This is a genomic window from Streptomyces sp. NPDC030814, from assembly GCF_055572155.1.
Genome location: NZ_JBVIDX010000002.1, coordinates 98,606 through 111,675 on the forward strand (window position 1 = coordinate 98,606; position 13,070 = coordinate 111,675).

Annotated in this window: 6 protein-coding genes; all 6 read left to right on the plus strand. The window is 69.0% G+C overall.

The genetic code is table 11. The features are described 5' to 3' along the window. The first annotated feature begins 23 nt into the window (after positions 1–23). From ACZ43N_RS03940 to ACZ43N_RS03965, 6 genes are read left to right on the plus strand one after another with little or no spacing between them, the layout of a single operon-like run. The gene (locus ACZ43N_RS03940; RefSeq protein ID WP_468094765.1) at positions 24–2,084 is read left to right on the plus strand and encodes a hypothetical protein; all 2,061 of its coding nucleotides are present in this window, start codon (positions 24–26) and stop codon (positions 2,082–2,084) included. After that, positions 2,081–3,058, plus strand: coding sequence for a hypothetical protein (locus ACZ43N_RS03945; RefSeq protein ID WP_468094766.1), 978 nt, complete (start codon positions 2,081–2,083; stop codon positions 3,056–3,058). The genes ACZ43N_RS03940 and ACZ43N_RS03945 overlap by 4 nt, the downstream gene beginning before the upstream one ends. Then, positions 3,055–8,520 carry a DEAD/DEAH box helicase gene (locus ACZ43N_RS03950; RefSeq protein WP_468094767.1) on the plus strand — a complete coding sequence of 1,822 codons (5,466 nt, stop codon included), beginning with the start codon at positions 3,055–3,057 and terminating at the stop codon, positions 8,518–8,520. Before ACZ43N_RS03945 ends, ACZ43N_RS03950 begins: the two co-directional genes overlap by 4 nt. Then, positions 8,520–10,265 (plus strand): hypothetical protein, encoded by a 1,746-nt coding sequence (locus ACZ43N_RS03955; protein ID WP_468094768.1) that lies wholly within the window; start codon positions 8,520–8,522, stop codon positions 10,263–10,265. The genes ACZ43N_RS03950 and ACZ43N_RS03955 overlap by 1 nt, the downstream gene beginning before the upstream one ends. After that, positions 10,262–11,248 (plus strand): hypothetical protein, encoded by a 987-nt coding sequence (locus ACZ43N_RS03960; protein ID WP_468094769.1) that lies wholly within the window; start codon positions 10,262–10,264, stop codon positions 11,246–11,248. Before ACZ43N_RS03955 ends, ACZ43N_RS03960 begins: the two co-directional genes overlap by 4 nt. Next, positions 11,245–13,005, plus strand: coding sequence for an Hsp70 family protein (locus tag ACZ43N_RS03965; protein WP_468094770.1), 1,761 nt, complete (start codon positions 11,245–11,247; stop codon positions 13,003–13,005). Before ACZ43N_RS03960 ends, ACZ43N_RS03965 begins: the two co-directional genes overlap by 4 nt. Positions 13,006–13,070: the final 65 nt, after the last annotated feature.

The following is a 13,070-nucleotide window of genomic DNA, read 5'->3' on the forward strand; positions in this document are numbered from 1 at the left end:
GGAACCTCTCTTTTGGGGACAGAGTGGACCATTCTTATCAGGCGTGGCAGGAAGCGCTGGCCGAGGAGTTCTTCGGACGACAGCACGCCGGCCACCCGACGCTGTTCTACATCGACGACGAAGTGGAGCAGGAGCTCAGGCACGGACACGGCATGGAAGAGCCCCTTGCCCAGTGCGTGGGCAGGTTCCTGCGGTTGGGGACCGCGGAACCGTACCGTGCGCTGGAGGACTACCGCTGGCGCATGTGGCAGCAGGACAAGGACGGCGTGCCCGCCTTCCTGCCGCTGCTGGCCTGCTCGGTGATCGCCGCGTCCCGGATGGTGAACGACCGGAACCACCGGGCCACCGCCTACCATGCCCGCTTCTCCCAGTTGTTGACCGGCGACGAGAAGCGACTGGGCAGCCAGCAGTACGAGCCCATCTCCCGCATGTGGCAGGTGCTGGCCTCCTGGCAGCACAGCCAGAAGGGCGCGCGGGGACTCTGCACCCTTCCCGTCCCGGCCGACCTGCCCTCCAACCGAAGCATGATCGGGTTCGCCCAGTCCCAGTCGCTCCTCAGCGGCGCCGACCGGTCCTTCCTGCCGAAGCTCTTCCGGTCGTTGCGGGAACACGGCACGACCTGGCCGCTGCCGGGGGAGACGCTGCTGGCCCAGATCGAGATCCGGGGCATGGAGCAGCACTTCTCCAAGGGCTTCCGCAACGCTCTGCAGGAGGAGGAGTTCCGTCCCTTCCTCGCCAAGCTGATCGGCAACTACGCCGCTTCCTGGGACGGTTCGGACGCGCTGGTGCCCACCGGTGTCACCCGGGCCGAACTGCTGGTGCGGCTGGACGCGGGCCGTCTCAGGTGGGTGGCGCGCCTGCGCTCCGCGGAGCTGAAGAAGCGCATCGAGCTCAAGGACGGCGTCGTCCTCGAGCAGCTCGGCGACACCGCCTACTACGAGGTGACGGGCCTGCCCGCCCCGAGCGCGGACACCCTCACCCGCGGTATCCGCCGCGACGGGGACAACCTGGTGCTCAGCCGCCCCTCCTCCCCCGTCCTGGTGCTCGCACGGGACGACGTGCTCGGCGTCTGGGCCGGCACCGACGGCTTCCGCCCGGGAGAGGCGCACGTGGTGCTCGCCGCCCCGAGTGCGCAGCGGGACGTGCAGCGGCTGTTGGACAAGGCCGCGACCACCGGCCGGAGCGCCGACACCAGCAAGCTGGCCTGGGTGCCGCAGGGCTGGTCCCTGCACAAGCCAGTCACCTTCGACGACGCGGTCACCCTGCGTCGGGCGCTCCGGGAGGTCCAGGGCGCGGTCGGCCTCCTGCAGCCCCCGGCCCAGTTCAAGCTCCGCCTCGAGGGCGGTCTGAAGCTCGCGCCCTCGCTCGATCCCCACCTGTATCTGCGGGGAGGCGAGCCGCAGGTGGTCCTCCCGGACGCTGTGGAAGGCACGGGCACCCTCCTCATCGACGGAGAGGAGCGGCCCGAGCTCAGGAAGAGGATCGCCGCGGGCCGCCCCGTCCCCCTGGCCGTGCTCCGGCTGGAGTCGGGCCGCCACACGGTGAGCTACGCAGGCGCCGAAGTCGGCTTCGCCACTGCGGACCAGGCCGTCGTCGAACCGAGGATGACCAAGGTCTGTGGCTTCATCGTCGTGGACGGCAATGCCTCGGAGTCGCCCTCTCTTCTCGTCGAGCAGACCCTGTCGACCGGCATCACCGGTGCCGACTGCACGGGCGCCACCACCCAGGACGCGACAGCAGCGATGGAGCTGTGCCGTCGTGACGCGGACGAGGTCCTGTTCGCGGCGGCCGACGGTCGACTGTGGACGTTGGAGGCCCCGGAACAACCGGACTGGTGGGCAGAACGTCTTGCCGACACCCCCGCCCCGCTCCGCTTCGAGGCCGGCTTCCACGGCATCGGCGGCTGGCTCCTGGAGCGTCGGAGCGGACGCTGGAAGGGCCGCCCGGTGAACCCCGGAACACCGAAGCCGAAGACCGCCGGCAACCCGCGGGCCTGGACCCGCGCCGTCCTCAACGCCCAGCAGGCGTCCGTCGACCTCTCGTGGGCCGCGTACGTGCAGGCAGCGAAGGAGCTGGACCGATGAGCAGCACCGAGTTCGGCGGTATCCTCCTGCGCTGGCTGAGCGAGAGCCGCAGCGGCAAGGCGTCCGCACTGCGCGACGGTGTCCGCAACCAGGCCCAGGCATGGGGCCTGGAGCTGGCGGAGTACGCCGACTGGGACTGGATGCGCAAGGTCGCCGCCCTCGGCTTCATCGACGTGGACCTGCGCGCCGACCGCTGGTCGGTCGCCCCGCCGGTGCTGACCAGGCTGCCCCATGCCGACGGGCTCGCCGTGCTGACCGGCGCGCGCACCGCGCGGATCAGTATGCGCGTCGAGGAGGCGGCACAGGAGTGGATGGAACTGATCGCCGTCCCTCACCGGCCGGAGGCAGGTGAGGCTCCGCTGCCCGACACCCTCCTGTTCCAGTACGAGGACCCGCGGATCCTGTGGGAAGCGGCGGAGTTCTTCGGGGCCCGCTACGTCCCCTGCGCCGCCCTGCAGTTGATGGAACTGCTCCCGCAGGCGGCACCGGGGCCCGAGTCCGCACCGCCCGGTGGGAGCACCGCCGACACGCTGGAGAAGTACGAGTTGCCCCGCCAACGGTTCGTCCCCGTGGCAAGGGACGACGAGGACGGCCTGTACCGGTGGCGCGGAGCCGACTACGCCCGCCTGACCCGCGTCCGTCGCAACGGCATCTTCCACGCGGTGGAACGCGAGACGGGCATCTACCTGGAGCTCGCTCGCCACCGCACCGGCGCGATGCGCTGGCGGCCGGAATCCGGCAAGGGACGCGCCGGCCTCGGCCGACTCTTCGTCGACCGGTACGCGCCCCTGCCCGCCCTGCACGAGCGCGCGGTCGTCCTGTGCAGCGGCTTCCCGCCCTCGACGGGAAAGACGCAGACCCGCGCGTACGACAACGTGCCGAGGGCGCTCGCCGAGGCGATCGCGGCCTCGCTGCAGCAGAACCTGGAGACCATGCCGCGACAGGTGGCGGCCACCGTCGGGAGGACCGAGTGAGCGCGGAACAGCGGACAACGGCGGTGACGAACACCGATGTCCAGGACGTCATGGGCACCTTCGACGACCTGCGCAGCGCGCTGTTCCGCTATTACGACACCCCCTTCAGCGTCGACGATCGTTCCGTCATGGAGGAACGGCGCAACCTGCTGGACCGGGACAACGGGGCGTGGCGCGACCCGCTGATCGAGCTGCGACCGCAGTACGCCTCCCGGGGCGTCAGCATCGCGGAGTCCTTCGCGGAAGCAGGGGCACACCCCGACGCGGCCGACTTCGCCCGCTTCACCCTCCCCGACGGCGTGACCAGCCTCTACCAGCATCAGCACGACGCCTTGGTCGCCGCCTGCGAGGGCAAGGACTTCGTGGTCACCGCGGGCACCGGTTCCGGCAAGACGGAGTCCTTCCTGCTGCCCGTCCTCGCCGACCTGGTCGCCGAGTCCGCCCACTGGCAGGGCACCCGTGCGGTGCAGCGGGAATGGTGGCAGGGAGACGGCGACCACGTGCCCAGCCGACAGAACGAGCACGGGCATCCCGCGGCCATGCGCGTGCTGATTCTCTATCCCACCAACGCCCTCGCCGACGACCAGTTGGTCCGGCTGCGGAAATCGCTGGACAGCCGTGAGGCCCACGCCTGGCTGGACCGGAAGCGCAGCGGACACCGCTTCTACTTCGGCCGCTACACCGGAGCCACCCCTGTCTCCGGCAGCCGCGATTCCGAGCCGGCGACCTTCCGTCTCCGGCAGTACCTGCGAGAGGTCCAGGAACGGCAGCACAAGGCCGACGAGACGCTCGACGAGGAGCTGCGACCCTTCATCCCGCGCCTCGGCGGAGCGGAGATGCACGCCCGCTGGGACATGCAGGCCGCGCCACCGGACATCATGATCACCAACTACTCGATGCTGAACATCATGCTGCTCCGCAAGCAGGAGGAGCACATCTTCAGCGCCACGAGGAAGTGGCTGGAGCAGACCCCCGGCGCCCGCCTCACCCTGATCCTCGACGAGCTCCACATGTACCGCGGCACGGCCGGAACCGAGGTGGCCTACCTGCTGCGCAACCTCCGCCACCGTCTCGGCCTCGACAAGAACCCCGAGAAGCTGAGAGTGCTCGCAGCCTCCGCCTCCCTGGAGGCGGGCCGGGACGACGACTTCCTCGACGGGTTCTTCGCCCTGCCCGGCTCCCGCCGCGTGATCATCCCCGGAAAGGCGAGGGAGACCCACGGCGAGGGTGACCTCGCCGCCCACACCGAACGCCTCACGCAGGCCGCGAAGGCTCCCGTCACCCAGGACGAAGCCGTCACCGTGGCCCGGGAGACCGGCCTCGGTCCGGCGCTCCAGCGCGCGCTCACTCCGGGCGGCAGGTCTCGTGCTCTGCCCGCCCCCGAACTGGCGGCAAGTCTCTTCCCGGGCGTCCCGAAGGAACAGCGTCTGGACGCTCTGCACGGCGTGCTGCGCATACTCGGCTGCGCGCAGGACGCCGAACTTCCTCAGCTCCGGGCCCACTTCTTCTTCCGGAACATCGAGGGCATCTGGGCCTGCTCGGACCCGAACTGCCCCCACATCCCCGTGGCGCACGGTCCCGAACGCCGGGTCGGCCGGCTCTTCGCCGAGCCCACCTCCCGCTGCACCTGCGGCGCCCGCGTGCTGGAGCTTCTCTCCTGCCAGGCCTGCGGCGACCTCATGCTCGGCGGGTACGCCAGCCCCAAGGACACCCAGCGGCGCAAGTTCACCGGTGCACTCCACACCGACTTCCCGGACCTGGACCTGCTCCCCGACGAGGCCAGCGGCGCACCCACCGCGGCGAACTACATCGTGTACTGGCCGCGCACCAAGGGCCTCGGCCTCGACGACCCCAGTTGGCACGCGGGCCTGTCCGACGGCGGGCCACAGGTCGAGTTCGCGTTCCGTCGCAGCGCCTACCAGCCCGCCACCGGCCGCCTGGAGAACCGGGACGTCCAGCACACGGGATGGTCGTTCCACATCTCCGTGCCCCTGGACAAGGAGGGCAGGAAGCCGGCCTACGACCCGGCCCGGCTGCAGGCCTTCCCCACCCGCTGCCCCGCCTGCGGCGACGACTGGGAGATCAAGTACGACAGGGACGGCCGTTTCGTCCCGCTGGAATCGCCTGACCGGCTGCGCAACGCGCCGGTCCGACGGATGCGCACCGGCTTCTACAAGATCAACCAGGTGTTGGTGACCGAAGCGCTCGGCCACCTTCCCGACGGCCGGCGCAAGGCGATCGCCTTCTCCGACAGCCGTGACGACGCCTCCGAACTCGCCAGCGGTCTTGCCCTCCGCCACCACCAGGACCTTCTCCGCCTGCTCAGCGCCCAGGCCGTCGAGAGCCAGGGGGATCCCTTCGGAGACCTTCAGACGGTGAAGGGCCACTACGCCGGTGAGCCGGTCGATCGTGCGGCTGCCCGCGCCGCCGTGGCACGGATGCGGGACCGCGACCCGGCGGACTGGGGACGCCTGAAGGCGATCCTCACCGACGACCTCGACGCGGAACCGGAACTCCTGCCGGACCTGGAGCGGAAGTTCTCCGAACTGCCCTCCCTGGACGACCTCGCCTCCGACCTCGAAGGCATGCTGCTGAAGTACGGCACCAATCCCGCCGGTCCCGCGGCCTCGCTCCAGCAGACCTCGGCCGGACAGCCCTGGACCGCGCTCTACAACTGGGAACGGGATCGGGCAGCGGTGACGGAGACCCAGGCGCAGGAGGATCTCCTCAGCCGCATCCGTTCCCGCCTCCGCCTCGAGACCATCGGCAGCCTCTTCTCCGGCGGCGGCCGTGACTTCGAATCGCTCGGACTCGGCTGGCTGTGCCTGCGCGACGACCGCTCACCCTTGGAGATCGGCCCGGACAGCGACCAGGCCGTGGCGCGTGCCAGCCTGCGGATTCTCGGCCTGATGCGGCGCTTCACCCGGATACGGGCCTCGCTGCAAAGGCCGCCCGCGCCCCTGAAGCGTTTCTGGACGCAGGTGGCCGAACGTCAGGGCACCGATCTGCAGACCATCGAGGACCGGGTACTCGGCGTGTGGAAGGACGCCGTGGTCGACTACGTCATCAAGCCGGAGAAGGTGGCACTCCGCCCCGGCGAGAACAAGACATGGACGTGCCGTTCCTGCCACCGGCCGCACCTTCACCCGGGCGCGGGGCTGTGCACCAAGTGCCAGACTCCGCTGCCCGCCGTGCCTCAGCAGTACGACGGAGTCCTCGAAGACGACTACTACGCCTGGAAGGCCGCCCACCGCACCGGTGACTTCCCCCTGCGAACCGCGGAACTGACCGGCCAGACGGACCGGTTGGAGGCCCAGCGTCGGCAGAGCCTCTTCCAGGACGTCTTCCTCGGCGACAACGACGTTCCGCAGGCGGACGGCCTGGAACTGCTCTCCGTGACCACGACCATGGAGGCCGGAGTCGACATCGGCCCCCTCAACACCGTGATCATGGCGAACATGCCGCCCACGCGCTTCAACTACCAGCAGCGCGTGGGGCGTGCGGGCCGGCGCAACAGCCCGGTCGCCGTAGCTCTCACCGTCTGCCGTGGCCGCAGCCACGACGAGCACTACTTCGCTCGACCGGAAGCGATCACCAACGATCCGACTCCGCCGCCCTACCTGGTCCTCGGCATGGTTTCCGTCTTCCGCCGGGTCCTGCTGGGAGAGGTCCTGCGCCAGGCTTTCGAGCCCCTGCAGCCGGAGGACCGCCGGAAGGGACCGGACATGACGACCAACGTTCACGGACAGTTCGGCCTCGCCGCCGACTGGCCGACGCACCGTGGCGCCGTCCGCCGCTGGATCGCCGAACATTCGGAGCGCATCAGGGCCGCTGCCGCCGCACTCCGGAACGGAACACCGGAGAACGTCGCCGCCCTCGACCCGGTATCCGCCATCGGTGAACTCCTCGCTCAGGTCGACGAGGTGGCGACTCGGACGGTCGGCCACCCCGACCTCAGCCAGCGTCTGGCGGAGGCGGGCCTTCTGCCGATGTTCGGCTTCCCGACCCGCTCCCGCCTCCTCTACCGGAGCATCCCGCAGAAGACCTTCCCCTGGCCGCCGGCCGACTCCGTCAACCGCGACCTGGCCGTCGCCCTCAGCAAGTTCGCACCGGGCAGCGAAACCCCGCAGGACGGCCGCCTGCTCCGTTCCAGGGGAGTGGTCTCCCTCGTGCCGAGCGGCCGCGGAGTGCAGGCCGCCGAAGACCCCTTCGGACCGGAACAGTTGGTCGCCATGTGCCGGATCTGCTCCCACGTGGACCCGCAGGCCGTCGTCGACCCGGAAACCGGGAGCGCCGGCACCTGCCCCGCCTGCGGCGCGGAGAGCAAGTACTACAGGGCCGTCCCCTTCCGGGAGCCCGCAGGCTTCCGGGCTGCCCACGAAGCACGGGACTACGACGGCTACCGCGAGATCGGCTCCAACGCCACCAGCGCGCGTACCGCCACCGACCTGGAGAAGACCGCCCCGCGCATCCACCGCGCCGCCGACGACTGGATGGTCGTCCACACCGGCAGCGGCGACCGCTACATCGTCAACACCAACGCCGGAAAGCTCTTCAGGTTCGTCAAGAACACCGGCCCGTGGCGCGGATACCTGGCGCTGGACAGCCCCAAGGCGGAGGCCGACCTGGAGATCGCCCTCGGCGCCACCCAGCACACCGACATGCTCTTCATCGGAGCCAAGGGCGCCCTCGACACGGTCCGGGGCCTCCGCTTCGACATCTCGAAGTCCCAGCAGATCGACGGCTTCCCCGAGGCCTACCACGGGCGGCGCGCCGCCTGGTACTCGCTCGCGGCCCTGCTCCGCCGTGCCGCCGCCCCGCACCTGGACGTGCAGCCGGAGGAACTCCTCAGCGGCATCCACGGCTCTGACGCCCCGGTGGCAGCTCCGGTCATGGCCTACCTGGCGGACAGCCTCGACAACGGAGCGGGCTTCAGCACCTACCTCGGTTCGCAGGACCACATCGAGGAGTTCCTCCAGGCTGTCGACCGCTACGTGCACGACCTGGAGGCCGACCGCCATGCGCTGAACTGCCGCAGCTCCTGCTACGCCTGCCTGCGCGACTACGCCAACATGCGCCTCCACCCGCTGTACGACTGGCGGCTCGCCCGCGATCTCACCGACGCCCTGCGCGGTCGGAAACTGCAGATCGATCCGAACGAACACGCCGTCCTGCTGAAGGGCTGGGCGGACGAGGAGCCCAACGTCAGTCTGAAGGAGACCGCTGTCGGACCGTTGGCGCTCTTCACGTCGGACTTCACGGGCGAGCCCGTCGCGGTCGCCGTCAAGCATCCTCTGGAGTCCGCCGCCGATGAATGCGGGAACGAACGGCTGCGGGCCCTGCGCAACGAGGTCCGTGATGGAGGCCTCGCCACCAAAATCGCCTTCGCCGACTCCTACAGTCTGGACCGGACCCCTGCCGCGGTGATCGAGCAGGTGCACATCTTCGCGGAGGAGATCTGATGACGTCAGGAATCCCGCTGGGAGCGGGCCACGACGAGCAGGCCCACCGGGAAGAGTTGCGGCAGCGCGAGATAGCCCGCCGCCTCGCCCTTCTGCAGGCCCGCCGGGCCCAGGACCGGACCGCCGGGAGAGTCCCGCAGAGCGCGGAAGGCGCGGGCGGCCCTGCTCCGGTCGTTCCGCCGCAGAAGCAGCCGGAACCGGAACCGGCCATGCCCCCGCCGGTCCCCGAAGGATTCACCGACCGACATGCCTGGGAGCGCGCCCGCTCCTTCGCCCAACTGGTGCTGCCCGACGCACTGAAGACGGAGCCCAGGACGCTTTCCGCGCGGAAGCTGGCGCGGGCCGCGGCCGACGCAGCGTCCCGGCAGGAAGATCCGGTCTCGGGCGTCTCCCTGCTCGCGATGGCACAAGACCATGGGCTGGACGTCTTCGACGGACGGCTCGACGACCGCGCCCGCGCCCTGTTGGACGACAAGCCGCTGCCGCTCCTGGGCGAGCCGGGCAGTATGTGGCAGATCTACCAGGACGACCGGCGCCTGACGGAGACCAACCTGCCGGCCCCCCGGCAGAGGGCACTCCTGGTGAAGCTTCCCCGGCCCCTCCTCGACGACTACATCGACGAGGAGTGGATCGGCGCGGTCCCTGAGCGTGACGGCACCTCCCGTGCCGCCTACTTCCGCGCCCGCCTGGACCCGGCGTCCCTCACCGACGAGGAGATGGACCTGTTGGCCTGGCCCCTCGAACGGGAGCGCCGGGAGGCGGGCTCGGGAACGGAACCCGGCCCTGACTGGCCGCAGGACTGGCGCCTGCTGGTCAGGCTGCAGGCCAACGACGCCAAAGCGATCACCGAGGAGTGGACCGACCTCCTGCCGCCGACGCAGAAGCTTCTCGACGCCCTGCGCGAGGTGCGGCGCACCCGAGAGGTGCCGGACGACCTCGTCGCCGACGAGCGACTGTGGGTTCTCCTGGAGCGGATACACCCCAGCGTGCACAGTACGAGCAACAAGAGATTCAACGGCTGGATCGGCGTGCGGACCCTGGTGAGGGCCGTGCGGCAGATGCACCGTGCCCTCCTCCGCGGGGACGAAGAGACGGCGGAACAGCGGAGGAAGGCGGCACTCACCATGGCCGCGAGGCTCCGGCACCACTCACAGCCGGTGCGCTGGGAGGCCCAGAACGTTCAGGCCTACTTGCGTGCCGACCAGGAGGTGACCGAGTCCCTCAAACTCCTGGAGCAGGACGCGGAAGGCCGTCCCCCCGTGCCGGACCAGCTCGGCGGAGGTGCCGTGGCCGCGCTGCGGAAGAATCGGAGCTTCCTGAAAGACCGGCCCCTCGGTGAACGCGGGCAGCCGCTCAACCCGCATCTGGTGCTCGGCGTGCCGGACGGGGCGGACGACTGGAAGAAGGCATGGCGAGCGCTGCGGAAGGAGCTCGACGACAGCGGCCGCGTCCGAATCAACTGGGCCAAGGACGTGATCGAGAAGGCCGAGCGGGAGGAGCAGGAAGTACCCTCGTTCACCGTCCCGCTCGCCCCGCACCGCTGGAAGGACCTCATCGGCACGAGCCCGCGGCTGGAACTTCCGCCCGAGCCCTTGCAGAGGCTCACCGAGCCGCCCACGGACAGCGACCGCGCGTGGTCTCGCACCGAGGCGGCCCGAGAAATAATCACCAGGGCGACAGAACGCCTTTCCTTGGCTGCTGAAGAGATCGCAGCCCTTGAAGATCCGGAGAGCGGTACATCGTGACTAAAAGTCGCAGGGCGCGCGAAGCCCGGAAAAAGCGCGCATCTTTTGCAGGTCAGGAACAGCATTCCGGACATGACGAACCCAAAGCGGCTGACATGCAACCTTGGAAGTTCACCGCCAGCGACATCCCTAAGCTTGCAGCGGGAGCTCTGGATGCGCCGACGATCCTCAAGTCCATCAACGACGCGCTCCTGCCCGCAGTGGAAGAGGAACTCGAGCGCATGGCTGAGACCTTGGGCACCCTTCTTGGAGGCAATGGGGCAGAGGGTGATCCTGTCGGTGTCATCCGGGCCGAGTTGATGAGGCGTGTCCTTCCTCAAGTTTCCGATTCTGTGCGGAGCGGTGTGATGGAGGGAATGAGGACCCGCCAAATGCACTTGGCTCAGTTGGCTGCGATCCACCGTCAGACTCTGGAGTCCAAGAGCCTGAGGATCGTATTGGCGCGGATCGACCATGAGTTGTCGCGGGCCGGCTTGGCGATTGTCGGGAAGGCCGATGATCATTCAATGTTCAATGTGGTGGAAGATCCGCCTGGGGCAATGAGCTCTGGACCGGTTGCATATGAAGTTGCAGCGCCGGCTTACGTCGACAAGGAATCCGGAAAGCTTGTCGAGCGTGGGTGGCTCAGAGCCGTTCCCAAGAACTCATCGCCGGTACCCGCAGCGGAAAAGATGAAGCCGGGGCAGAGGCGCAGGGCCACGCATACGGAGGCGGGTGACAAGCAGAAGAAGGATCTCAATGGGGGGCCTGATGATTCTCCGCACAAGAAGAAGGTTCATCGGGGTCAGACATCTGGTGTTCGGCAGGAGCCTCAAGAAAGCGGCGATCGGCACGTTCCCGAGGAGAAATCGCGTGGCGGTTCCTGGTCTCCAACTGGTTCGCAGGACATGACGACAGGCGGTCGTGCGCAGAAGAAGACGAGTTATCGGCAGTCGTTGCGCGCTGCGGCCAGCAAGCAGATGAACCAGAGAGGCACACGATGAGTTTTGGCATCGACTTCGGTACGAGTAACTCGGTTGTTGCTCGCTGGAACGGGCACACCACCGAGGTGCTGCCGATCGACAGTGACAACGTGCCATCCCAATGGCGTCAGCCGGAGTTCGAGCAGCTCTTCCCCTCCGTGCTGTCCGTCCGCGACCTCCAGCGCACCCTCTGCTTCGGCTGGGAGGCGAAGACCGGCACCAGCGAGCCGCTCGACGCCGTGAAGCGGATGCTCGGCACCCGCTCCGGTGCCGAGAGGGACGGCGACGCCGACGGCTCCGAGGTCGCGGCCCAGCTCGAGGAGCACCACGTCTGGGTCGGATCGGAGACGTTCCACAGCACGGTCGCAGCCGCCTCCCTCTTCAGCCGTATGAAGGAAGGCGTCTCCGCCCAACTGCTCGACCTCTCCGACGCGGTCGTCACCGTCCCCGCCAACGCCACAGGTGGCGCCCGCTACCGCACCCGCGCGGCGGCAGCGCTCGGCGGAGTGAAGGTCCGGGCCCTGCTCAACGAGCCCACAGCGGCTGCGATCTCGTACGTCCGCGACGTCCCGATCCCGGGCCGTTTCCTCGTCTTCGACTGGGGCGGCGGCACCATCGACGTCACCGTCCTGGAGTACGACGACGGCCTCTTCGAGGAGCAGACCTCCCGCGGCATCACCGCGCTGGGGGGCCTGGAGTTCGACAACGCGCTGGCCAAGCTGATCCAGCAGAAGATCGGCCTGACCGCGGACCAGCTCACCAAGGCCGAAAGACGCCGGTGGCGCCGTTCGGTCGAGCTGACGAAGATCGCCCTGTCCTCCGTGCCGATGGACGGCGCGCTCTTCTTCGACCTACCGGTCGGCCTCGCCCCCTCGATCTCGAGGCGTGAGGTCAGGATCACCGCGGCCGAGTACACGGAGGCGATCAGCCCGCTCATCACCCGAGCCCTGGAGCCGGTCCAGCAGGCTCTGGAAGACCTCGCCATCACCGCCGACGGCATCGACTCCGTGCTGATGATCGGCGGCACCTCGCAGATCCCCCAGGTGCGTCACGCGCTGGGCGAGCTCCTCGGGCACGACCGCATCGTCGACAGCGGCCTGTGCCGGCCCATGACCGCCGTCGCCCGAGGCGCCGCTATATACGCGGCCTCCCTCGATGGCGAACTCGGCGACGACAGCGACTTCTCCCTGGTGACCAGCTACGACCTGGGCACGGCCTTCGGCGCGGGCGAACAGAAGGGCTTTCGCGCCATCATCCGACGCAATGCCACGCTCCCCGCGGAGGGTTCGTCCACCTTCTACCCGAACACGCCGGGCGCTTCATCCGTGCGCGTGACGGTGATCGAAGGGGAGGTCGGCTACTCGGCTGACAGCGACCGTGCCTTCCCCCTGGCCAACATCGAGGTGGATCTCCCCACCCGCGAACAGGACAGCCGGCGGAACAAGATCGAGATCAAGTTCCGCTACAACGAGAGCGGCATCCTGCGCTTCACCGCCACCCACGCGGAGACCGGCGTGGTGCTTGCCGAGCGGGAGATCGACTCCTTCGGACCCGACGGCACCCCACTGCAGCACGGTCTCGACGATGAGCTGACCCGCCTCCTGGCCCACACCGTCCGCCCGTTCGCCGATGGCTCCTCCAACGTCCGGCACCTCTCGGCAGCGGAAACGGCCAACGCCCGCCCCGCACCGATCGACATGTCGGTGCGTGTGGTGGAGGCCGACCCGGCCGTGACGATCAACGGCGAGCCGCAGGGCTTGGTGACGGGGGGACCTTGACCAGCCTCTGCACTTTGGTGGGTGATTTGCGGGTGCGCCAGAGCGCGCTCCACTGTTGCGGCAGA

Coding starts and splice junctions, on each gene's coding strand:
- ACZ43N_RS03945 (WP_468094766.1), top strand. CDS start 2,081: ATGAGCAGCACCGAGTTCGGCGGTATCCTCCTGCGCTGGCTGAGCGAG.
- ACZ43N_RS03955 (WP_468094768.1), top strand. CDS start 8,520: ATGACGTCAGGAATCCCGCTGGGAGCGGGCCACGACGAGCAGGCCCAC.
- ACZ43N_RS03965 (WP_468094770.1), top strand. CDS start 11,245: ATGAGTTTTGGCATCGACTTCGGTACGAGTAACTCGGTTGTTGCTCGC.